Origin of the sequence: Paenibacillus sp. FSL L8-0470, assembly GCF_038008625.1 — a bacterium.
Classification (GTDB): Bacteria; Bacillota; Bacilli; order Paenibacillales; family Paenibacillaceae; genus Paenibacillus_AQ.
The window spans coordinates 5,828,621-5,852,053 of sequence record NZ_JBBOZM010000001.1; the positions used below are offsets into that span (position 1 = coordinate 5,828,621).

Annotated in this window: 18 protein-coding genes, 7 tRNA genes, 2 rRNA genes and 1 pseudogene; 5 read left to right on the plus strand and 23 right to left on the minus strand. The window is 50.0% G+C overall.

Going from position 1 to position 23,433, the window contains the following annotated elements:
• Positions 1-37 precede the first annotated feature (37 nt).
• The 7 genes from tgt to NST99_RS26615 all read right to left on the minus strand — a co-directional run bounded on the left by tgt (position 38) and on the right by NST99_RS26615 (position 7,567).
• The gene (gene tgt / locus NST99_RS26585) at positions 38-1,174 is read right to left on the minus strand and encodes a tRNA guanosine(34) transglycosylase Tgt (protein WP_076109167.1); all 1,137 of its coding nucleotides are present in this window, start codon (positions 1,172-1,174) and stop codon (positions 38-40) included.
• Between the two features lie 21 nt (positions 1,175-1,195).
• Entirely contained in the window at positions 1,196-2,224 is a 1,029-nt protein-coding gene (gene queA / locus NST99_RS26590; RefSeq protein ID WP_341095688.1) for a tRNA preQ1(34) S-adenosylmethionine ribosyltransferase-isomerase QueA, read from the minus strand.
• 9 nt (positions 2,225-2,233) lie between these two features.
• Entirely contained in the window at positions 2,234-4,336 is a 2,103-nt protein-coding gene (locus tag NST99_RS26595) for a SpoIID/LytB domain-containing protein (protein ID WP_341095691.1), read from the minus strand.
• 44 nt (positions 4,337-4,380) lie between these two features.
• Positions 4,381-5,388, minus strand: a complete 1,008-nt coding sequence (gene ruvB / locus NST99_RS26600; protein WP_076109170.1) for a Holliday junction branch migration DNA helicase RuvB — start codon at positions 5,386-5,388, stop codon at positions 4,381-4,383.
• Positions 5,389-5,442: 54 nt separating this feature from the next.
• Positions 5,443-6,060 carry a Holliday junction branch migration protein RuvA gene (ruvA, locus tag NST99_RS26605; RefSeq protein ID WP_341095693.1) on the minus strand — a complete coding sequence of 206 codons (618 nt, stop codon included), beginning with the start codon at positions 6,058-6,060 and terminating at the stop codon, positions 5,443-5,445.
• Positions 6,057-6,560: a crossover junction endodeoxyribonuclease RuvC gene (gene ruvC / locus NST99_RS26610; protein ID WP_038595613.1), complete on the minus strand. Its 504-nt coding sequence runs from the start codon at positions 6,558-6,560 to the stop codon at positions 6,057-6,059. The genes ruvA and ruvC overlap by 4 nt, the downstream gene beginning before the upstream one ends.
• A 236-nt stretch (positions 6,561-6,796) precedes the next feature.
• Positions 6,797-7,567, minus strand: coding sequence for a BofC C-terminal domain-containing protein (locus NST99_RS26615; protein WP_341095694.1), 771 nt, complete (start codon positions 7,565-7,567; stop codon positions 6,797-6,799).
• Positions 7,568-7,771: 204 nt separating this feature from the next.
• On the opposite strand from NST99_RS26615, the gene fabV reads away from it, so the two are divergent.
• The gene (gene fabV, locus NST99_RS26620) at positions 7,772-8,962 is read left to right on the plus strand and encodes an enoyl-ACP reductase FabV (protein ID WP_341095696.1); all 1,191 of its coding nucleotides are present in this window, start codon (positions 7,772-7,774) and stop codon (positions 8,960-8,962) included.
• An 82-nt stretch (positions 8,963-9,044) separates the two neighbouring features.
• Here the strand turns inward: fabV and NST99_RS26625 are convergent, their stop codons facing one another.
• From NST99_RS26625 to NST99_RS26650, 6 genes are all read right to left on the minus strand, one after another.
• Positions 9,045-10,925 (minus strand): ABC transporter permease, encoded by a 1,881-nt coding sequence (locus tag NST99_RS26625; protein WP_341095697.1) that lies wholly within the window; start codon positions 10,923-10,925, stop codon positions 9,045-9,047.
• A complete protein-coding gene (locus NST99_RS26630) occupies positions 10,897-11,664 on the minus strand; it encodes an ABC transporter ATP-binding protein (RefSeq protein WP_341095700.1) in 768 nt (255 codons plus the stop codon). Before NST99_RS26630 ends, NST99_RS26625 begins: the two co-directional genes overlap by 29 nt.
• A gap of 108 nt (positions 11,665-11,772) precedes the next feature.
• Positions 11,773-12,768: a sensor histidine kinase gene (locus tag NST99_RS26635; RefSeq protein WP_341095702.1), complete on the minus strand. Its 996-nt coding sequence runs from the start codon at positions 12,766-12,768 to the stop codon at positions 11,773-11,775.
• Positions 12,765-13,469: a response regulator transcription factor gene (locus NST99_RS26640; protein WP_341095704.1), complete on the minus strand. Its 705-nt coding sequence runs from the start codon at positions 13,467-13,469 to the stop codon at positions 12,765-12,767. Before NST99_RS26640 ends, NST99_RS26635 begins: the two co-directional genes overlap by 4 nt.
• 46 nt (positions 13,470-13,515) lie before the next feature.
• A complete protein-coding gene (locus NST99_RS26645) occupies positions 13,516-14,940 on the minus strand; it encodes a sensor histidine kinase (RefSeq protein WP_341095706.1) in 1,425 nt (474 codons plus the stop codon).
• Positions 14,940-15,653, minus strand: coding sequence for a response regulator transcription factor (locus NST99_RS26650; protein WP_341095708.1), 714 nt, complete (start codon positions 15,651-15,653; stop codon positions 14,940-14,942). The genes NST99_RS26645 and NST99_RS26650 overlap by 1 nt, the downstream gene beginning before the upstream one ends.
• Positions 15,654-15,792: 139 nt before the next feature.
• On the opposite strand from NST99_RS26650, the gene NST99_RS26655 reads away from it, so the two are divergent.
• The 4 genes and pseudogenes from NST99_RS26655 to NST99_RS26670 form a co-directional block, all read left to right on the plus strand.
• Positions 15,793-16,728: an ATP-binding cassette domain-containing protein gene (locus NST99_RS26655; RefSeq protein WP_445744993.1), complete on the plus strand. Its 936-nt coding sequence runs from the start codon at positions 15,793-15,795 to the stop codon at positions 16,726-16,728.
• Complete coding sequence (locus NST99_RS26660) at positions 16,725-17,477, plus strand: ABC transporter permease (protein ID WP_341095710.1); 753 nt, start codon at positions 16,725-16,727, stop codon at positions 17,475-17,477. The genes NST99_RS26655 and NST99_RS26660 overlap by 4 nt, the downstream gene beginning before the upstream one ends.
• 12 nt (positions 17,478-17,489) lie before the next feature.
• On the plus strand, positions 17,490-18,221 hold the full coding sequence (locus NST99_RS26665) for an ABC transporter permease (protein WP_341095711.1): 732 nt from the start codon (positions 17,490-17,492) through the stop codon (positions 18,219-18,221).
• 15 nt (positions 18,222-18,236) lie between these two features.
• Positions 18,237-18,419, plus strand: a pseudogene (locus NST99_RS26670) (YxeA family protein); the annotation flags it as partial.
• Positions 18,420-18,582: 163 nt separating this feature from the next.
• Here the strand turns inward: NST99_RS26670 and NST99_RS26675 are convergent.
• The 10 genes from NST99_RS26675 to NST99_RS26720 form a co-directional block, all read right to left on the minus strand.
• Positions 18,583-18,661, minus strand: a tRNA-Leu gene (locus NST99_RS26675).
• A 25-nt stretch (positions 18,662-18,686) separates the two neighbouring features.
• Positions 18,687-18,763, minus strand: a tRNA-Arg gene (locus tag NST99_RS26680).
• A 6-nt stretch (positions 18,764-18,769) separates the two neighbouring features.
• Positions 18,770-18,844 (minus strand) — tRNA-Gly (locus NST99_RS26685).
• A 46-nt stretch (positions 18,845-18,890) separates the two neighbouring features.
• Positions 18,891-18,968, minus strand: a tRNA-Asp gene (locus NST99_RS26690).
• 6 nt (positions 18,969-18,974) lie between these two features.
• A tRNA-Met gene (locus NST99_RS26695) sits at positions 18,975-19,048 on the minus strand.
• A 67-nt stretch (positions 19,049-19,115) separates the two neighbouring features.
• A tRNA-Val gene (locus NST99_RS26700) sits at positions 19,116-19,191 on the minus strand.
• A gap of 81 nt (positions 19,192-19,272) precedes the next feature.
• Positions 19,273-19,344, minus strand: a tRNA-Glu gene (locus NST99_RS26705).
• Positions 19,345-19,485: 141 nt separating this feature from the next.
• Entirely contained in the window at positions 19,486-20,013 is a 528-nt protein-coding gene (locus NST99_RS26710; protein ID WP_341095713.1) for an AAA family ATPase, read from the minus strand.
• A gap of 94 nt (positions 20,014-20,107) precedes the next feature.
• Positions 20,108-20,224 (minus strand): 5S ribosomal RNA (gene rrf, locus NST99_RS26715).
• 78 nt (positions 20,225-20,302) lie between these two features.
• Positions 20,303-23,230: ribosomal RNA gene (locus NST99_RS26720) — 23S ribosomal RNA — on the minus strand.
• Positions 23,231-23,433 lie beyond the last annotated feature (203 nt).

The window sequence follows — 23,433 nt, forward strand, 5'->3', positions numbered from 1 at the left end:
CATTAAAACACAATCCAGTTCTTCTGTTACAGGCGTACTAGAAGCCTTTGAGATTATCATACAATCCGTATTGTGCAAAAAACTCATCGCGAAAATCAAGCAGCCGATCCTCTCTGATGGCTTCACGCACTTTACGCATCAAATCCAGCAGGAAGTGTAAGTTATGGTATGTCGTTAACCGCAAGCCAAACGTTTCATCGGCTTTGATTAAATGGCGCAAATAAGCCCGGGAATAATTCCGGCAGGTATAGCAGCTGCATTCCGGATCAAGCGGCCCGAAATCACGTGCATACTGTGCGTTGCGTACAACGAGTCTTCCCTGACTGGTCATTGTCGTTCCATTACGGGCAATGCGGGTAGGCAGAACACAGTCGAACATGTCCACTCCGCGGATTGACCCTTCAAGCAGCGCATCCGGTGAACCGACACCCATTAAATAACGCGGTTTCCCTTGCGGCAGCAGCGGAACAGTATAATCCAGCACTTCATACATTAGCTGCTTGGACTCTCCGACGCTGAGCCCCCCAATAGCATACCCCGGGAAATCCATGGAAGTCAAATCAGCCGCACTCTGGCGGCGCAAATCCTCATGCATGCCTCCCTGTACAATAGCGAACAGCCCCTGATCCTCGGGACGGGCATGGCTTTTGAGACATCTTTCGGCCCAGCGTGAGGTACGTTCCAATGACTTTTTGACGTAATCATATTCAGCCGGGAAAGGCGGGCATTCATCAAATGCCATCATGATATCGGAGCCAAGTGCGTTTTGAACCTCCATCGCCACTTCCGGCGAAAGGAATTTCTTGTCTCCATTTAGATGGGAGCGGAAATGTACGCCTTCCTCGGTAATTTTGCGCATATCGCTCAGTGAGAATACCTGAAACCCACCGCTGTCCGTCAGAATCGGCCGGTCCCAATTCATAAACTTGTGCAGACCGCCGGCCTCACGAATGATGTCATGGCCAGGCCGCAGAAATAAATGGTATGTGTTGCTCAGTATGATATGAGCGTCCATTTCTTTCAGTTCTTCGGGACTCATGGTCTTGACTGTAGCTTGTGTGCCAACAGGCATAAAGGCAGGTGTCTCGATGACACCATGCGGGGTATGGACTCTGCCGAGCCGGGCTCCGGACTGCTTGCAGGTCTTAATGTGTTCATAAGTTATTGCTGCCATTTGTTTAACCCTTCCTCTTGCTTAATAAATAAACATCGCATCACCAAAGCTGAAAAAGCGGTACTGCTGCGCTATCGCTTCCTCATAGGCGGCGAGAATCTGTTCACGTCCTGCTAAAGCACTCACCAGCATAACCAAAGTGGACTTTGGCAGGTGAAAGTTAGTAATCAATGCGTTAACAACTGTGAATGCATAACCGGGATAAATGAAGATATCCGTCCACCCGCTGCATTCTTCAATCTGTCCGCCCTGGAACTTATTGCCCACGGTCTCCAGAGTCCGGCAGGAGGTTGTACCAACAGCGATAATACGGCCGCCTCTTGCTCTCGCCTCATTCAGAAGCTCTGCAGTTTGCCGGGACAGCTCGAAATACTCGGCATGCATGACATGCTCTTCAACCTTCTCTACTGACATCGGGCGGAATGTGCCAAGTCCAACGTGAAGTGTAATGTAAGCAATATTCACACCTTTTGCAGCAATACGCTCCAGCAGTTCCTTTGTAAAATGCAGTCCAGCCGTAGGTGCCGCTGCTGAGCCTTCATGCCGGGCATACACCGTCTGATACCGTTCCCGGTCATCGAGCGTTTCCTTAATATAAGGTGGAAGGGGCATCGTCCCCAGTCTGTCCAGAATCTCCTGAAAGATTCCTTCATACATGAAGCGCAATGTCCGGCCGCCCATATCGGCCTCGTCTTCGATCACCGCACGGAGTTCATCGCTGAAAATAATGACCGCACCGGTCTTCAGCTTCTTGCCCGGCTTCACCAGCGCTTCCCACCGGTCCTCTCCCAGATTCTTCAGGAGCAGTACTTCCGCCTTGGCTCCGGTGTCTTCCTTGATCCCAAATAGTCTGGCAGGAATAACGCGCGTATCATTCAGAACAAGCGTATCCCCCGGCTGAAACTGCTCCAGTATGTCGGTAAAATGCCGATGAGCAAGCTCTCCGTTCTCCTTGTTTACCAGCAGCAGCCTTGAGGCGCTACGGTCAGAAAGTGGAGTCTGGGCAATCAGCTCCTCCGGCAAATGAAAGTCATAATCGTCTACATTCATGGTCAGTCTTCATTCCTTAACTATAGTAACGTTATTAAAATAGTGTTGCAATATTTGCTTGTAATCATACCCGTTATCGGCCATACCTTTCACGCCCCACTGCGACATGCCGAGCCCATGGCCATTGCCCCAGCCGATAAAGTAAAATCCCGGGTTAGTTGTAACCACTCTTGCCGAAGAATCGGCTCCCATTACAACCGTTCCGCTGCTCTGGGCAGTAACCTTGCCGGATGCAGAAAGTACACCCGCAGACTGTGTTCCGCCAATGGTTGCGGTAGAGCCGTCAGCGCCTAATACAGTATAACTGCCGGAAGGTACAATATCAAACAAGGTACTGGGCAGTCCATTAAAGGCGGAACGGAAAAGATCCGGGTACTTAACCTGCAGAATATTACCGTTGGCTTTGACCTGTGTGACTCTTCCTGAAGGCCCGCGCTGGGTAACCTGCAGGCTGGTAATGGATGACGGCAGTGTACTGCTTGTCTTGCCGGCTAAGCTTTTGAGCAGCTCTGCCGAGGTGTACGGTCCTTTAATCCAGCTATAGCTCCCGGATTCATAGACTTGATCCAATACGACAGCATTCTCACCGGGATTCAGTTTGCCTACCGGACTTGCACTGCTGTCGATAACAGGCAGCGGCCGAATGTTCACATTACTGGTCGAAGCTGTCGCAAGGGGAAGCCCTGCCGCCGTCTTACTGCCGGTCAGTTTCATATTATCTTCACGGGCATAGCCGGAGGCACCGCTAGACAGCAGCACATAATACCACTTCTTAAATGAGGCAGCGGCCGAAGCATCCTCAGCGCTGAGCACACTGACAAAAGCAGCTCCGCCATTGCCCCAGACCTCTGACGGATCCGCTGTGCGGCCGCCGCTGTTGGAGGAGAAGACGGTTTCGACAATCTTCCCGCCGCTCTTCAGCACTTCACCGGCTGTGGCATCCACCGCCTTGATAATTGTAGGTGCTTCGGCCCCGATGCCGTTATATACCTGGCTTAGTGTCGTATCAACCACATCAGCCACATCAAAACGTTTGCCCTGAAACAGCGCATAGCTGCGCGCGGCGACTGCCTGGGCCTTAAGTGCCTCTTGATTCCAGCTCGAGGAAACTTCTCCGCCGACTACAGCATACAGATATTGCTCCAGCGGAACTTCATTAATGACAGCCAGTGAACCGTTCAATCCGCTTAGCTCCAAGCTGCCGCGATACGTACGTTTGGATCTCTCCTCCAGTTGAATCCCCGATTCATTGCCTGCAGCAATAAACTTGGCACTCACTCCGGACACACTGTAATGAAACGCTTGTCCCTCCTTACTGAGGTCCAATCCTGCGTCACTGCGGATAATTAACCCGGGTGCTGAAGCAGGAGACAAGACAAGCTGGGGAAGTGCAGCCGCAACTTCGGTCTGCAGGGCGGAAAGCTCACTTTCGCCAGCAGCTTCGCCGACCCAAACCTGCGTCTTGGCACTGCCGTCCGCTCCAGCCACCATTACCTTCCAGGCATCAAAATTGGCTGCCGTCAGTGCCTGGAGAGCAGCATCTGCTTCCTCAGTGGAAGCGAACTCTCCGGCAGACAAGTGTTTAATGCCCTTTACTGCTGACGTTTGGCCCGCCGGGATGGACAGTCCCGCTTTCCCTACGCGGGTAAGACCTTCTTTGGCAGCATTTTCACTGGCGTACGGACCTGTGTACAGCTGGTATGCATTAACCCCATTCCGCGAGGTTACCAGCAACTGCGGCTTATCGGATGTAGACTGCAGCTTCTTGGCGGCATCGGCAGCTGCCTGCCAGGTGGCAGTTTCCATAACCTTAACCTTGTAGCTATCCAGACTTACGCGTATTTTGCTGTTGGCCGGAACCGGCAGCAATGAGGCTGCCCCACTCTGGCCGGAGAGAAAATTGAAGTCCTTAGCAGACTGCAGCGTCACGTATGGTACGGTTAATTTATATTTGCTGCCGATATCAGCATATATCGCAACCCGGATGTTTGCACTGGATTCAGCATGGATATCACCTGCAGGAACCAGGAAGCTGCCCGCAATCAGTGTTGCCGCCAGCAATCCCCGGCCCAGCAGTCCCATTCCTGTCCCTTTGCGCCTCGCATGATTCATCGTGAAGCCTCCTAAAAGTTTGTTGTGGGCCTAGCATTTCAACTTTAATGCTGCTCCGGAGGAAGCGGAAGACCCAGGTGATGATAAGCCGCCGGGGTTACCATTCGTCCCCGGGGAGTGCGCTGCAGGAAACCGATCTGCAGCAGATAAGGTTCATACACATCTTCAATAGTCTGGCTCTCTTCGCCTATCGTGGCGGCAATCGTATCCAGCCCGACAGGACCGCCGCGAAAGGCGGTGATCATCGAGTGCAGCATCTTATGGTCTATGCTGTCCAGCCCGCGCGGATCGACCTGCAGCATCTTCAGCGATTCACCCGCAATATCGGGGGTGATGATTCCGTCACCGCGCACCTGGGCGAAATCGCGGACCCGCTTCAGCAAGCGGTTGGCAATCCGCGGTGTTCCCCGGGCACGCAGGGCAATCTCTTCAGCGGCATCGCCCAGGATCTCAATGCCAAGCAGTTCGGCATTGCGGGAGACGATGAAGCTAAGCTCATCAATCGTATAGTATTCCAAACGGCTGACCACCCCGAAGCGGTCACGCAGCGGCGCCGACAGCAACCCGGCCCGCGTGGTGGCTCCGATCAGTGTAAAGGGCGGCAGATCCAGCCGCACCGAACGGGCGCTAGGCCCTTTGCCGATCATGATATCGAGCGCGAAATCCTCCATCGCCGGATACATGACTTCTTCCACAGTCCGGTGGAGGCGATGAATTTCGTCGATAAACAGCACGTCGCCTTCCTGCAGGTTGGTCAACAGCGCCGCCAGATCCCCGGGCCGCTCAATAGCCGGCCCGGACGTCGTCCGCAGATTCACACCAAGCTCGTTGGCGATAATGTTCGCGAGCGTGGTTTTGCCAAGACCCGGAGGCCCGTACAACAGCACATGATCCAGTGCCTCACTGCGCATTTTGGCTGCTTCAATATATATTTTCAGGTTCTCTTTCACCTGTGTCTGTCCGATATATTCGCCCAGATAACGGGGACGCAGACTTAATTCCACCGCCTGCTCGTCCATCATCAGATTCGCCGATATAATCCGGTCATCCATCTATTTCCTCACTCCGTTCTTCAAGGCTGTCCCTTTAGGCAGCTGCGTTATGGCTTATTTGGCGATATACAGCAGCCCCAGCGCCTTCTTCATCAGCACATCAACAGTCCCTGTATCTGTGCCTTCTTTCTTCATCGTCAGCCATACCCGGTCCAGCTCTGCTTCGGTATAACCGAGCGCTTTCAGACCGTCTCTGGCTTCCTGCCACGGCAGGGCGGCATTCTGCTCTTCCATCGGTACCGCAAATAACCCGGTCTGCATAGAGGCGGCGCTCAAACCATCCAGTTTGTCCCGCAGATCCAGAATCATCCGCTGCGCCGTCTTCTTGCCAATACCCGGCAGCTTGGTTAGGAAAGTGATATTCTCCTGATAAATCGCTGAGATCAGTTGGTCCGGTGTGCCGCCGGTCAGAATCCCCAGCGCTACGCGCGGTCCGATGCCGGACACCTCAATCAGCTTGCGGAACAGCTTCTGTTCTTCCCTTGTCGGGAATCCGAACAACAGTGTGGCATCCTCCCGTGTCTGATAATGGATGTAGATGGTCACGGGTCCTTCCGACTTGGCGAACGCATAAGGATTCGGGCAGAACACCCGGTATCCTACACCCTGGACATCCAGCACCACATATTCCGACTCCAAATGTACTACCGGTCCTCTTAAGTAATCTATCATTTTCGCAATACCTCATTTAATTTGGAATTAAGACTCACCGAATGGGCGTGGCAAACAGCCACTGCCAGCGCATCGGCCACATCGTCGGGCTTAGGAACAGCGGACAGCTTCAGCAGCAGCTTCACCATTTCCTGTACCTGCTTCTTCTCAGCCTTGCCATAACCGACCACAGCCTGCTTCACCATCATCGGTGTATATTCGGCGACGGGAAGCCCGCGCTGCACGGCAGCCAGAATCAGCACACCCCGTGCCTGGGCCACCGGGAGCGCAGTTGTCACATTGCGGGCGAAGAACAGCTTTTCCACTGCCACTGCGTCCGGCTTATATTTATCTATCAGCTGCACCATGCCCTCATAGACATGCAGCAGCCGTTCTTCCTCAGGCGTATGCGCCTCGGTCTGAATACTGCCATATTGAACCGGCGTCAATTTATTTCCTTCCTTATCTACGAAGCCAAAGCCGACAATCGCCAGCCCCGGGTCTATTCCTAAGATGCGCAAGCCCAATCTCTCCTTCTAACAGGCAGGATATTCCACCGTATTCATCCATTGCCCGCTCTTAAAGCGAACATATGTATTCCTTCTACCCATTATAGCAAAAATCCCTCTAGCAGAGAAAAAAATTTGCCTCCTCTCCAGAAATACTACAACATATAAATGTTGCCTCATTTGTAACCCTCATGCCAAAAAGCCCCCGATCATAAGATCAGGGGCCTTCCAGTACTATTCTCTGCTGCTTATTCCGACTGCATTGCCTGCTCCGCAGAATCGCGTGCATAATCGCTGAATGTCGACAACACGCTGTTGTATTCCTCAATGTCCTGCACCCGTATTCCTTCATGCAGCTGTTTCATAATCCCTTCCGGGAGCGAAGACTTCATGGAGCCTATGTCCATCTGAAAAAAAGTCTTCAGCACTTTTTCCGCTGCCGGCGGACCTTTGAACAGGCTTAAGTTCCCGTGTGCGTCTACACCGATATACGCATCCTTTTTGGTCAGCGGTGAAAGATCATTTACTCGATGCTCCAGCCACAAGTCGCCTTCCTCGCTAATCCAGCCGTTCCAGCCCGGATGTTTCTCTATCAGCACTTTAAGCTGGCCCGGATTCCGCTCTCCTGAAAGGGTCTGTACTTCTACGCCCGTCACATAGACCGTCTTCAAATGTACCTTTCTGCTGACAGCGTCTTGGCTAACCGCTTCCAGCAGCTGTTTGCTCTCTACAGCGGCACTGCCGTCTTCCCTGCTGTTTCCGATATTATTAGAAACGGCCGCCACCGCGGCCACGCTGTCACCCAGCCCTCCGGTCTGCTCCGGGCTGTAGGTTTCGCCTAACGACTCCACCGGTATCGCCCAGTCTGAATTGCTTAACAATCCGCTGATCTCCTCCGGAACCTGCATGCCGCGCCAGGCCACTACCGTCAAAGCGATACAGGCCGCTCCCACCCAAGGAGCCTTTTTCCAACGTCTCCACCGCCGCCACAGTTGTTCTTTCAAACGAAAAGCATTCATGTTAATCCCTTCATTCTGCTTTTTCCCTATTGTGACCTGTGAAGGAAGCAATTATGCGCTTTAGAGGAAAAATTGATCTTCAACGCTTCCCGCTGTCCTGCAGCAAAATAATTTAATTTCAAAACTTATCTTTCTAAGCTATCATTTGCTATACTCTATATTAGCGGAAATTAAGTTAAAAACTAAACAAAGGGGATTTCCTTGATGATTATTCAGCCCAAAACCCGCGGCTTTATTTGCACCACTGCCCATCCTGAGGGATGCGCCAAGCAAGTGGAGCAGCAAATTGACTATGTAAAAGCACAGAAGAAACTGAATGGACCGGTTAATGTTCTCGTGATCGGCGCTTCTACCGGATACGGTCTGGCATCGCGGATTACCGCCGCTTTTGGTGCAGGCGCGAATACGATTGGCGTGTTTTTTGACAAGCCTGCTGAGGGTGCCCGCACCGCCTCTGCCGGCTGGTATAACTCCGCAGCACTTGAGCAGCAGGCGGCGAAGCTTGGCCTCAAATCACACAGCATCGTCGGCGATGCTTTCTCTGATGCGATAAAAGCAAAAACGATCGAGCTCATTAAAGCCGAATACGGCACAGTGGATCTCGTGATCTACAGTGTAGCTTCCCCCCGCCGCACTCATCCGGTAACGGGAGAAACCTTCTCATCTGTAATTAAACCCGTTGGCAGCGCGTATACGAACAAAACGATGAACTTCCACTCCGGTGAAGTCTCTACCGTCAGCATTGAGCCAGCGACAGACGATGAGGTCCGCCAGACCATAGCCGTCATGGGCGGTGAAGACTGGGGCATGTGGATCGACCAGCTTCAGGAAGCAGGCGTTCTTGCAGATGGGGCTACTACCGTTGCCTATTCATATATCGGGCCGGAAGTTACCCACCCGATCTATAAGGACGGAACGATCGGCCAAGCCAAAAATGATCTCGAAAAAACTGCAATTTCTTTAAATGACCAGCTTAAGCCACAAGGCGGTCGTGCCTTTGTCTCCGTCAACAAAGCTCTGGTTACTCAGTCAAGCTCAGCTATTCCTGTGGTACCGCTCTATATTTCAGCACTATACAGAGTGATGAAGGATAAAGAGCTGCATGAGAACTGCATCCAGCAGATGTACCGTTTGTTTGCTGAGCATTTATACAACGGCGGCGAGGCTGCTGCTGATGGCAGCCACCTGATCCGGATCGACAATTGGGAAATGCGTGAGGATATTCAGACTGAAGTGATGCGCCGCTGGACCGAGCTGGAAACGGATAATGTCCCTGAGCTTGCCGACCTTGCCGGATATCAGGAAGACTTTTTCAATCTGTTCGGCTTCCGCACAGAAGGTGTGGATTACGAAGCTGACAGTGAGCCTGCAGTGGATATTCCCAACTTGGTATAAGTTGTATTTAGCGTTTATAAATAGCAAAGAAGCCGTTCCCTCACAGGAGCGGCTTCTTTGTGTGCATTTACAGGCATAAGCTTTATCCGGCCAGTGCCGATTTAATCTGTCTGGTGTAGAACAGACGGACAACACAAAAGTAAACGAGCTGAATGATAAAGAACAGGCTGAGTACAAGAACGGATTCTTTATACATTGAATAATTGAACATGTGGGATAGAGTGGTAAGCGCTACCGCTCCATGCACCAGTGCGACAACGATAGGAGCGAAGAACAGCAGACTGATTTGGCGGTTCAGTATCTTGCCCAGCTCTCTTTCGCTCAGTCCCAGCTTGGAAATGGCCTTGAACTTTTGTTTATCTTCATCCAGGTCACTGTATAGCCGGAAATAAAGAAAGCTGCCGGCAGAGACAAAAAACACAATTCCAATAAAGAAACCGATGAACATCAGTGGCCCAAAGCTTTCATTAATCCGGTTTGTCTGAAATTCAAGTGCATAAAATTCATAATTTTCGTCATACGGAAGCTTGTTGGTCAGCTTTCCGCCCGCAGCCACCGCTCCCTGCTGTTTAATCGGTCCGTGCCAGGCATAATAATGACTCTCTTTATCCGGCTGGGCCAGCTTTGTAAACAGCTCATCAGGAACAACGTAATAGCCGCTCATGCCCCGTATCGCCGGGGACACAACCGCCTGTGTTGCTTCGATAACTATCCCGGACTGTAGCTTTACAGGCAGGTGAAGCATCTTTTCACCTTTCCGCGACAGCCCAAAATCAACGATGGCCGCCTTCCCGTCAGATAGCTTTATAGGTTTGATCCCAAGCAGCTCCGCAAGCTGGTTATACTCAGCTTGCTTCACTAGAGTAAGTGTTTGATTGCCTTCAGCAGTATAATAATTGAGCTTAAGCAAAGTCTTTTCAGCGGTAACCCTGGATTCACTTAAGCTCTGATCAATCAGTTGTACATGGGCTTGTTCCTTACTGTCGCTATCCGCGGCCAGATATGTGAACAGATAAGGATTTTCCTTCGTCATTGACCCATTAAGCATGGATTGAAATCCGTACAATGCGCCTATGGCACTAAAGGAAACTGTAGAGATGATGGCGACCAGAAAAAAGGAGCGTGCATTGTCCTTCATCCGGTAGGAGAGATCGGAGAACAGCAGCATATTGGTCTTAAACCAGAAAAAACGCTCTTTTCGCTTCAGCTTCCGGATCAGATATACACTGAGCTGTGTGAACAGCAGATACGTACCAATAGTCACCATAATTACTACAGGCGGAAGCAAGAACACAACATCCAAGCCGCTTGCCCGTAAAGAAAGGAAATAGCTGGTCCCAAGTAATGCCACCACAAGCAGTGATAGCAGCAGTGAAGCCTTCGGCTCCCGTTTGGGCTGACGATCCGCCTTGATGAGTGTGATCAGCTTGCCGCTCCGCAGCACCACTGAAATAAACAGGGAGATCAGAACGAACAGCAGCATGAATGAAGCCAGCGTGAGGAAGATCGCCTTGAACGGAAAATAGAATTGCAGCTGCTCATTGAGCGCAAGCGCCTGCTCCCCGGCAAGCAAAATCCCCTTTGCGAACACAATTCCCAGACCGATACCACTAATAGTTGCTCCGAACCCGATAATCATATTCTCCAGAAAAATCATCGTCCGCAGTTGGCGGGTAGTCATACCCTGCATCATCATTAATCCGAATTCCCTTTTCCGCGATTGCAGAAATGCGCTCATCGAGTAAAGCACGAAAAAAAAGGAAAACACATAGATAATCCATTTCGACACCGAAAGGGCAACCACCGCACTCGACTGCATACGATCTTCACTAAGCATCGGATGAAACGCAAAGATGGAAAAGGTGAAAAACACCATTACGGTAAACATACTGCTCAAGAAATACGCGGTGTAGAGCCGTTTATTCCGGCTGACGTTACGGAATGCGAATTGACGGAACGTCATTTCCATATCCCCCCAGCAGTGAAAGTGTATCAATGATTTTCTGGAAAAAGCTTTGGCGGTTGTCCCCACGGTGGATCTCCGTATAAAATCTGCCATCCTTAATGAACACTACCCGATGACAATAGCTCGCGGCTACAGCATCATGGGTAACAAGCATCATGGTCGTTTTCTGTTCCCGGTTGATGGTTTCCAGCATATCCATGACATCCTTTGCCGCTTTGGAATCCAGATTACCGGTGGGTTCATCTGCCAGCAGCAGCTTGGGTGAATGAATCATAGCTCTGGCGATTGCCGTCCGCTGGGCCTGCCCCCCGGAGATTTCATAGGTACGTTTTTTCATGATGGCGGTAATTCCCAGCTTATCGGCAATCGTTTGTGCCTTTTGCTTCATTTCGCTGATCTGGGTTCCATCCAGTGTCAGCGGCAGCACAATATTCTCCTCCACGGTTAGGGTATTCAGCAGATTGAAGTCCTGAAAAACAAATCCTAGCTGCCGGCGGCGAAATACCGCCAAATCGTTTTTGCTCAGCTTTCCTATATCCTTGTTGTCGATGATAATTTCCCCTGTGGTTGGGCCGTCGACTGTGGCAATCATATTAAGAAGAGTTGTTTTCCCGCTTCCGGAAGGACCCATAATCCCGACGAATTCTCCAGCGTCGATAGTTAGATCAATGTCAGTCAAAGCCCGGTAGGCCACATTTCCTTCATATATTTTACTAACCTGTCTTACCTCCAGCATAATGCTTCTATCTCCTCTCCTGCGTTAAATCCTTCTATAAACCACTATACCGGAGACACAGAACATCAACTATCGATTTAGGTTTCACTTTTATTACACGGATGTAAGCTAATGATTAGCTGCAAATACAATGCGCACCACTGTCCCTACGCCAACCTCCGACTCCAGCTCAAGCCGGTGCCCGAGACGGTCGGCAGACTCCTTCGTCAAATACAGTCCCATCCCCGTAGATTCACGCAGCCCCCGCCCGTTGTCGCCAGTAAAAAAAGGATCAAAGACCCGTTTGAGATCAGACGCCTGGATCCCTATCCCCTGATCTCTGACCTCAATGATGGGTTCAGCGTTCCGTAAGTAGCAGGAAACGACAATTCTTTTATCCTCTGTATCTTTGGCCGCTGAATATTTGATGGCATTGTTAATGATTTGGGACAGCATGAAGAACAGCCATTTCTCATCGCTCTGGGCAGTAATCCCGGGATCCGCAGCCGGAACCTCGGGAAATATCCGGTTGCGGATGAACTGGCGTTTGTGGTCATGCACAACCTCGTTCACGAGCTGCGGCAGAACGACAGGTTTGATGTGGAAATCCTTTTCAAAGGCACGGAGCCTGGCCATGTACAGCACCGTATGCAGGCCGCTGCGCATCCGCTCCAGCTCCTCACGGATGCTGGCAAACTCAGGCTCATCCATATTCTGAACCGTGAGCTCAATGACCGACAGCGGCGTTTTCATTTGATGAACCCATTGATCAATAAAGGTTAAGTGCTGCTCCTGCTGCTTTTTCACCGCTATGAGCTGCTGCATAGAATGGCGGTACTGAGCATGCAGCAATTCTTCAAGCGCTTTGGAGACAGGTGTGTTATCAATCTTTTGATAAGATTCGTCCAGCGTTTCCAGTGGCCGGCTCAGGCGAAGATAGTAGCGGCGCCGGGTAAGATAATGACGAACCAAATAACAGCCAAGGAAGAAAAAACCTATGAAGGCCGCATATAGAGCAGTCGAAAGATGGTTATAGCCATCGAGCCAGTAAATGGATAGTATTGCAGCAAATTGAACAATTTGAACGGCAATCAATAAAGTATGCTCCCGGATAAACAGCTTCATTGGCTGTCCTCTGTCCAGGTGATGTTCAACTTATAGCCTGATCCCCTGACCGTAAGCACAGCTTCTTCGATGCCAAGCTCCTGGAACTTCTTCCGGACCCGTGTAATATTTACATTGAGAGTATTTTCATCCACAAAAGCTTGCGGATCCCATAGCTTCTCCAGCAAAGCCTCCCTGCTGGCCACCCTTGGGTAGCGCTCCATGAGGCTCTCTATAATATCCGATTCTTTTTTAGTCAAGATCACCATGGATTGTCCCAGCTGCAGCTCAAGCCTTTCAGGATAGAGAGTAAGCCTCTCCAGCTCTATCATCGGCTCCTCGCGTCTCGCCGCATACTCCCCGTAAGCACGGCGGAGATGGCTGTGAATCTTGGCCAGAACAACCCCTGAATGAAATGGCTTGGTGATATAGTCATCCCCGCCATTCTCAAGTGCCATAATCTGATCCATTTCACCTTCACGGGCCGAAATAAACAGTACCGGGCAGGTGGAAATCCGGCGGATTTGCCGGCACCAGTAATAACCGTCGTAACTCGGAAGATTCACGTCAAGCAGCACCAGCTCCGGCTTAACCTGCTGGAATTCCTCCAACACCTGTTGAAAGTCCTTCACCCGCACCACATCATAACCGTACTTTAAAATAGCAGACAACAGAAGATCCGCAATTTTGGGATCATCCTCCACAATCATAATTTTGAACATATTCATGGCACTCCTTATGGGTTCATCAAAGTTAATATTAAACAGCTCAAAGCGCCGTCTCCGGCATCGGGTTCCCCGTCTTTTCAAGGACAATATGCGCCCGCAATCTCAATGTTGCTTTTAACCCCTGGCCTTTGTCACTTTCTAGAATAAGCATGCCTTGGTGGGCCTGTGCGATTCGTGCAACCATCGGAAGTCCCAATCCATGACCTTGACGAACAGGGCGGATCCGTCCAGCCGTATAGGGCAAAACAACAACTTCTGATAATTGCTCCTTAGGAATGCCTGTCCCGTTATCCGCAACAACAAATTGATAAAAGGCACCTTCAGAAGTACTTGAGGTCTCCAGTACAATCTCACAGCCTTTCGGGTTATGCCGTACGCTGTTATGAACCAGATTGCTTACAGCACGATACAGCAATCGCTCATCCCCCGTAATTTTTAAGCTCTCATCTGTGATGTTGATTGTAATGGAATAACGCTCATCCAAGCCGTTATTCAAAAACTCGGAAGCCACCTGTCTTGCCAGGACCGAGAGCCGGATCTGCTTTAGATGCAGCGGCTGCATTTCGTATTCTAGCATGGATACCAGATTCAGGTCATTCACTAAAGATCGCAGAATCTCTCCCTGCCGCCGGATAGTGGCTGCATGCTGTTGTTGTTCAGTTGTCAGTCCGGGTTGCTCCTCCAGTTCACTTGCATAGCCCAGAATCATAGAAAGCGGCGTACGGATATCATGTGAAATACCTGCGATCCAATTGGAGCGTGCTCCATCTCTGGCCTTAAGCGCGTCATTTTTATTCTGCAGCATGTCCGATGTTGAATTTATGCTTTCCGACAGGTCACGGAAAATGCCACCCTTGTCCACATGGACCGGCCTCTCCTTCGCCAGTGCATGAATCCCCTCAATCAGTGGCCGAATGCTGCGGATTAAGCGGTTCCCCGTGAATAAGGATAACAGTAAAGCCAGAGCAATATTGGCTGCGAAGACCAGTACAATTCTTATAGGCAGTGACTTGAGCCAATCCACTAAAAATTCAAGCGGGTATTTTACATACGTATTCTTCGGATACCCTAAGACAAGCAGCCCCTCTTTATGTTCCCAGACATACACAGGATACTCCTTGAGATAAAAGCGTGAAAATTTAGCCACATCAATAAGAGTATAGGAACGCGGAATTTCTTCAGGCAACTTCTCACTCCACCTTACCTCCCCTTTCTCATCCAGCAGCATAACCCATGCTTGATCCTGTTTCAGGAGATTCGCCGATTGGGCATCTAAAGTATATTTTCCGTTCCCCCCCGTAAGTCCTTCAGCAATCTGCTGTACAACGGTCTCCGGAGAAGGCCTTTTATGCACTTCCTTGAATACCAGGGAGCCCAGCATAATGAAGTTGAACAGAAGCAGCAGGACGGAAACCAGAATCGTCGCTACAACAAATTTCCGTAAAATCCGGATAACCCCATCCATTACCGGTCCCCCTGTACAAGCAGCTTATAACCAAGTCCTCTTACCGTAAGCAAATGCACGGGCTTGGATGGTTCCTCTTCTATTTTTTCCCGGATTCTCCGCACATGTACCATTAATGTATTCTCATAGCCGAAGCTGTCATCTCCCCATACCGCCTGACATAGGGCGTCGCTTGTTACGATTCTTCCTTGGTTCTCATGCAGTTTAATCAGTATTGCGTGTTCTTTGGCTGTCAGAGGAAGCTCGGTGCCCTCTCTACGCACAACAGCGCTCTCCAAATCTATCGTCTGTCTGCCCAGGCGGAAGACAGGGAGCCTCTCGGGAGCATTGAAGGCATATGCCCGCTTTAAAATGGCCCTCAGCCGTAAAATCAATTCTCTCGGCAGAAAAGGCTTGACGATATAATCATCCGCGCCCAGCCCAAGACCAAGCAACCGGTCCTCATCCTCTCCACGCGCGGAGAGAAACAGCACCGGCATGTCCGAAAATGTTCTGATTGCGGAAAGAAGAGAAAATCCATCTCCGTCAGGCAGCATAACATCCAGAATGGCCGCATCCGGCTTTTCCATCCTGCAGATCCTCAACGCATCAGCATAATTACCAGCTATGAAAATACGAAAAAAACCTTCTTTACGTAAAAACATCTCTATCATTTCAAGGATTTTTGGTTCGTCATCCACGATCAGTACTTTTTTATTTTTTATGATATCCAATTCGCATCACCCAGTTTAGTATACCTGATCTAGCCCGAAACTCGATATTTTCTATTCTCATTTAAGGTAACTGTAAGGTTATCTTCAGCCGGAAGCAAGAAGACCTCTCTATATTAATTACTGAAGAACCATTATAGAAATGGAGTTGAGAGGCTTGATAAATTCGTCCCCTATCGTGCAGACGCATAATCTTTCCAAATCTTATGACGGTATACACCGGGTACATCAAATTAGTCTGATTGTTGAGAAAGGTGAGATTTATGGGTTTCTAGGTCCTAACGGAGCGGGGAAAACCACTACTTTAAAAATGCTGCTGGGTCTAATTAAACCTACGGAAGGAACGATCAAGATTTTCGGCAAAGACTTGGAGAACAGCCGGGCATCTATCCTTAACCAAACGGGTTCACTGATTGAATCCCCGTCCTACTATGGACATCTCACCGGGTTAGAGAACATGCGGGTGATGCAGCGTCTGAGGAACGTGCCCAACAAAAATATAGATGAAGTTCTGAAGATCGTGCGTCTTGAAAATCAAAAGCACAAACAAGCCAGCCAATATTCGCTGGGCATGAAGCAGCGTCTTGGCATTGCTATGGCTCTGCTTGCCTTCCCGAGTCTGCTGATCCTTGATGAGCCTACAAATGGACTGGACCCTGCCGGGATCGGAGAAATCCGTGAACTGATAAAATCCCTGCCGGGACAATACGGAATAACGATTCTGCTCTCCAGCCACCTGCTGTCGGAAATCGAACAGATTGCAACTTCCGTTGGAATTATCAGTGAAGGCAAGCTTTTGTTCCAGGGAACGATGGAAGACCTTCGAAAGAATAACAAGGCAACCATACACATCCAGACCAATGATAATGCCAAAGCCAAAAAAGTACTGCATGCACATGATTACAAGCCTGAATTACAAGAGAAGCGGCTTATATTCGAATACTTGGATGACGGTGAGGTGTCCCGGATCAATCGGATTCTGGTTGAAAACAACCTTTCTGTTTCGAGAATTCAGGAACATCAAAAAAGTCTGGAGGACATATTTCTTGATCTGACCGGAAAGGAGCGGAGTCTGTGATAAAGGCCTTAGCTTTAGAGTATTTTAAAATCCGCCGTAAAAAAGTCTGGTTGATGCTGACCTTGTTTCTCATTGCTGAGTTGGTGTGGGCTTCAATGTCTATGAGCATCTCGATCTCCCGCAGTCCGGACAATGCCACTTGGGAAGCGCTGATCTTTACTCTTTCTTCCATGAACGGGCTTTTCCTGCCCATAATATCGGCGATCATTGTCTCCAGGATTTGTGATATGGAGCATAAGGGCAGCACCTGGAAAATGCTTATGACAACCTCTATAGGCCGCAATCACGTCTATGCAGCCAAGTACCTGTGTGCCAGCAGCCTGGCTTTGTACGGCATCGTCATCCAGGCGGCATTTATCGTCGGCTTCGCAGCCCTCAACAGCTTCGCGGGGCCGCTGCCGGTGTCTCTGCTTTTGCATTTCATTGCCGGAACGCTGCTCACTAATTTGGCCATCACCTCCATGCAGCAATGGTTGTCACTGGCCGTAAAAAATCAGGCCTTTGCCTTGAGTCTGGGGATGCTGGGCGGTTTTCTCGGCACAACTCTAACTCTGTTTCCTGCCTCCCTTCGACATTTCTTCATCTGGTCCTATTATATGGATCTGAGCCCGGTCACGTATATTTATAGCGCCTCTTCCGGCACTTATTTAAGCGGAACGATGCACCCTGGCCTGCTGCTTGCAGTCTTATTCATGGCACTTGTTTTTTATATTTGCGGCAATTTTCATATTTCAAGACAAGATGTCTAAGGAGGTAACAAGATGCTCAGAAGCGTTTCAACAGAATGGCTTAAGCTTCGCCATTCCCGGATCGGCCTTGTGCTGGCCATCCTGCCCGTCATCAGTCTGGTGATCGGCTGTTTCAACTTTTATTTCAATCAGGCCGCCCTGCAGGATGGATGGTACAGCTTGTGGACACAGGTCAGTTTATTCTATGGGGAATTTTTTCTGCCCATACTCATTGCCATCTGTTGTGCATTCGTATGCAGGCTTGAACATAACAACCGCAACTGGAATCTGATTCTGGCCTCACCCGTATCTGTTTCAAGCGTATTTATGTCCAAGCTCATTATCGTAAGCTTACTCATCTTCATAGTGCAGACATTATTCATGGTAATGTACTGGTCAGCGGGTCAGCTGTTATCCATTTCCGGAGCCTTTCCGACAGAAACGATAGTCTGGGGCTTTCGCGGATGGCTTTCCTCGGTGGCTATTGCCGCCTTGCAATTAGGTTTTTCCATACGCATACGCAGCTTCGCTGCCCCGATCGGAATCAGTCTCTGTGCAGTCTTTCTTGGCCTGGGCATGTATGTAGTCAAAATCGGTATGTTGTTCCCCTACTCCCTGCTGACCATCGGTATGAGTGTGCTGAACCAGCGGGAATGGACACCTGCAGATTATCTTTCCTTTTTCTTCATGAATGTTATGTTCATTGTGTTGTTCGCGGCGTGGTCAGTTCATCGGCTGAAGCATAAAGATATGGCTGTATCCTGATACAGCAGATACAATTATGAACTTACCGGATACACAGCTCAGGGGAACACCAAGAAATTAAGCTTCACTGCCAGTAAACAGCTTCAGAAGAATGCGAGTTTGAAGCTGTTTGCGACCTTTCTGCGCGGTGTAACAGATTGGGAAGAAATATCGCCAGAAGAGCTTCCTGAGCAAGTAAAGCAGCTTATTGTAAAATAACAGTTAGCCGTTAACGCGGAGCTTATAGGCCGATTATCGGCTCTCGGCATAACACCGCAAGCCGAAGTGTGCGCTTGGCAAGCTATGAATCATTTCTTGCTAAAATATAAAATACAGGCTTACAAAATCGCCCGAAAGCAATTCTATAAGCCTGTATTGGATATACCGGCGAGAGGACTCGAACCTCCACGGTTTCCCACTCGATTTTGAGTCGAGCGCGTCTGCCATTCCGCCACGCCGGCGTATATTTAATTATTAGAGTAAAAATGGCGCGCCCTGAGAGATTCGAACTCCCGGCCTTTTGATTCGTAGTCAAACGCTCTATCCAGCTGAGCTAAGGGCGCATATTATGGAGCGGACGACGGGAATCGAACCCGCGACCCTCGCCTTGGCAAGGCGATGCTCTACCGCTGAGCCACGTCCGCACACAGTATGTATGATATTGCTGAGATTCTAACCCGGTGCCATAAATGGCGGAACCGACGGGATTCGAACCCGCGATCTCCTGCGTGACAGGCAGGCATGTTAGGCCAACTACACCACGGTTCCAAATAATTGCGGGGGCAGGATTTGAACCTGCGGCCTTCGGGTTATGAGCCCGACGAGCTACCGGGCTGCTCCACCCCGCGTCAGTAAAAAGTATTTATTTCTTTGATCTTCCCAGAAGCAAAACATTCTGCTATTTAGCGAATCCTCTGGTGGAGGCTGAGGGGTTCGAACCCCCGACCCTCTGCTTGTAAGGCAGATGCTCTCCCAGCTGAGCTAAGCCTCCAATGAAAGAAGCAACTTAATGATCTTAACACATTCTTCTGATAAAAGCAATCTTTATCAGCGGAATTCGATAAAAAGTTGATGACCCGTATGGGATTCGAACCCATGTTACCTCCGTGAAAGGGAGGTGTCTTAACCCCTTGACCAACGGGCCACAATAAAGTTGCCTTTTGTGACAACAAAAAATATTATATCAATTATAAGATTATATAGCAATAGTTTATAAGGATTTTATAATTTATTTTCTTTCAGTAAGATCTTCAAGCTAGCTAATCTGCAATAATTAGAGCTGAAATTAAGCGGGTAACAGGGTGATACCCAGCTGCAACGCTATAGCCTCTACTACCTCATCAACTGTCAACTGGTCATTATTCAGGTGGCATTGAAATATCTCCTGTGCAAGGCCCTTGAGACATCGCTCAATCTGTTGGGCGGGCCAAGAGTTATTAGAGTCCCCCCGGCTATTCAATCTTCTAAGCAGTGTCTCCTGGGAAGCACATAAGGTGAAATGATGAACCTCTACGCCTTCTTGCATTAGTCTGCCAACAATCTCCATAAAGTAGCCGGAATCCGTAATGGTCATAGGTACAATAATAGTTCCACTGTACTGAGATTCTATGTATTTTAGCATGGAATAGTTTATTTCGCGCCAAAGAGGATGATCCTGAAAATCATCTTGGGATATCTCGTGCGGAGTGTTATCTCGGATGTAATATCCTGCATTCTCCGGATCGAACACAAAAGATTGTGGTATTCTGCGGTTTAGTGCATAAGCCGTTTCCGTCTTTCCAGATCCAAACGCACCATTAATCCAGATGATCATTAAAAATCTCCCCTTGAGTTCTTTCCATTCCTAGGATTGGCAAAGCGTAGCATAAACAAAAGACCACTGCTGATTAATCAACAGTGGTCTCTGTGCTTGGCGGCGTCCTACTCTCCCAGGACCCTTCGGTCCAAGTACCATCGGCGCTGGAGGGCTTAACGGTCGTGTTCGGGATGGGTACGCGTGGAACCCCTCCGCTATCGCCACCAAACGGGCATTTACAGCGTAAATGCTTCAGGAACCTTAATTCCTGAAAACTGAATCCGAAACGAATCTGCGTCTTAATTTGTTGGATAAGCCCTCGACCGATTAGTATTGGTCAGCTCCATGCATTGCTGCACTTCCACCTCCAACCTATCTACCTCGTCGTCTTCAAGGGGTCTTACTGATTGGGAAATCTCATCTTGAGGGGGGCTTCACGCTTAGATGCTTTCAGCGCTTATCCCGTCCGTACGTAGCTACTCAGCCATGCTCCTGGCGGAACAACTGATGCACCAGCGGTACGTCCATCCCGGTCCTCTCGTACTAAGGACAGCTCCTCTCAAATTTCCTGCGCCCACGACAGATAGGGACCGAACTGTCTCACGACGTTCTGAACCCAGCTCGCGTACCGCTTTAATGGGCGAACAGCCCAACCCTTGGGACCTACTTCAGCCCCAGGATGCGATGAGCCGACATCGAGGTGCCAAACCTCCCCGTCGATGTGGACTCTTGGGGGAGATAAGCCTGTTATCCCCAGGGTAGCTTTTATCCGTTGAGCGATGGCCCTTCCATGCGGTACCACCGGATCACTAAGTCCGACTTTCGTCCCTGCTCGACTTGTAGGTCTCGCAGTCAAGCTCCCTTATGCCTTTGCACTCTTCGAATGATTTCCAACCATTCTGAGGGAACCTTTGAACGCCTCCGTTACTCTTTAGGAGGCGACCGCCCCAGTCAAACTGCCCGCCTGACACGGTCCCCGTACCCGATTAGGGCACCAGGTTAGAACCTAGATACGATCAGGGTGGTATCCCAACGGCGCCTCCGCAGAAGCTTGCGCTCCTGCCTCTACGGCTCCCACCTATCCTGTACAGATCGTACCCAAATTCAATATCAAGCTGCAGTAAAGCTCCATGGGGTCTTTCCGTCTTGTCGCGGGTAACCTGCATCTTCACAGGTATTAAAATTTCACCGGATCTCTCGTTGAGACAGCGCCCAAGTCGTTACGCCATTCGTGCGGGTCAGAATTTACCTGACAAGGAATTTCGCTACCTTAGGACCGTTATAGTTACGGCCGCCGTTTACTGGGGCTTCGGTTCACAGCTTCGGATTACTCCTAACCGCTCCCCTTAACCTTCCAGCACCGGGCAGGCGTCAGCCCGTATACTTCGCCTTGCGGCTTCGCACAGACCTGTGTTTTTGCTAAACAGTCGCTTGGGCCTTTTCACTGCGGCCCCCTCGGGCTATTCACCCTACCGAGGCACCCCTTCTCCCGAAGTTACGGGGTCATTTTGCCGAGTTCCTTAACGAGAGTTCTTCCGCGCGCCTTAGAATTCTCTTCTCGCCTACCTGTGTCGGTTTGCGGTACGGGCACCTTCTCCTGGCTAGAGGCTTTTCTTGGCAGTGTGAGATCATGACCTTCGCTACTGTAATTTTCGCTCCCCATCACAGCCCAGCCTTAACGATGTGCGGATTTGCCTACACACCAGCCTCACTGCTTAGACGGACATCCATCAGTCCGCGTCACTACCCTCCTGCGTCACCCCATCGCTCATAGCGGATTACGGTGGTACAGTAATTTCAAACTGTTGTCCTTCGACTACGCCTTTCGGCCTCGCCTTAGGTCCCGACTTACCCTGAGCGGACGAGCCTTCCTCAGGAAACCTTGGGCTTTCGGCGGATCAGATTCTCACTGATCTTTTCGTTACTCATACCGGCATTCTCACTTGTATGCTGTCCAGCGCTCCTTACGGTACACCTTCAACCCACATACAACGCTCCCCTACCCCAGATGCAAAGCATCTAGCCATAGCTTCGGTGGTGTGTTTAGCCCCGTTACATTTTCGGCGCAGAGTCACTCGACCAGTGAGCTATTACGCACTCTTTCAATGGTGGCTGCTTCTAAGCCAACATCCTGGTTGTCTGTGCAACTCCACATCCTTTCCCACTTAACACACACTTGGGGACCTTAGCTGATGGTCTGGGCTGTTTCCCTTTTGACAATGGATCTTAGCACTCACTGTCTGACTCCCGGCAAGAAGTTAATGGCATTCGGAGTTTGACTGAGCTTGGTAACCCTTGCGGGCCCCGCACCCAATCAGTGCTCTACCTCCACCACTCCATTCACCGAGGCTAGCCCTAAAGCTATTTCGGGGAGAACCAGCTATCTCCGAGTTCGATTGGAATTTCTCCGCTACCCCCACCTCATCCCCGCATTTTTCAACATACGTGGGTTCGGGCCTCCAGTGCGTGTTACCGCACCTTCACCCTGGACAGGGGTAGATCACACGGTTTCGGGTCTACGTCCACATACTTAAGTCGCCCTATTCAGACTCGCTTTCGCTGCGGCTCCGGCTTCTCACCTTAACCTTGCATGTTAAACGTAACTCGCCGGTTCATTCTACAAAAGGCACGCCATCACCCCTAGATCGGGCTCTGACTTTTTGTAAGCACACGGTTTCAGGTTCTATTTCACTCCCCTTCCGGGGTGCTTTTCACCTTTCCCTCACGGTACTGTTTCACTATCGGTCGCCAGGTAGTATTTAGCCTTAGCAGATGGTCCTGCTGGATTCATACGGGGTTTCACGTGCCCCGCACTACTCGGGATCCGTCTCGGAGAGAACACAGTTTAGGCTACAGGGCTTTTACCTCTATCGCGGGCCTTTCCAGACCTCTTCACCTACCATATTCCTTTGTAACTCCATGTGAGACGTCCCACAACCCCAAGGGGCAAGCCCCTTGGTTTAGGCTGTTCCGCGTTCGCTCGCCGCTACTGACGGAATCACTATTGTTTTCTCTTCCTCAGGGTACTTAGATGTTTCAGTTCCCCTGGTCTGCCTCTATCTCTCCTATGTATTCAGAGAGAAGTAACTGCGAATTACCACAGCTGGGTTTCCCCATTCGGACACCCCCGGATCAAAGCTTGCTTACAGCTCCCCGAGGCAGTTTCGTTGTTCGCCACGTCCTTCGTCGGCTCCTGGCGCCTAGGCATCCTCCGTGTGCTCTTATTAGCTTAACCAATGCGTTTTCCGTTAGGAAAATCGCTAGTATCACTATTAATTAAAACTTGTTCACACAAGTTTCAGCTAAAAGATGTTCTAAAACGCAAATTCGTTTCGGTATCCAGTTTTCAAGGATCAAGGTATTACTTGAGAGCTTAAACTCTCAAAACTGACCAACGAGTGAGTAACAGGCCTAAACCTGAGTTTTGGAAGCTAAGCT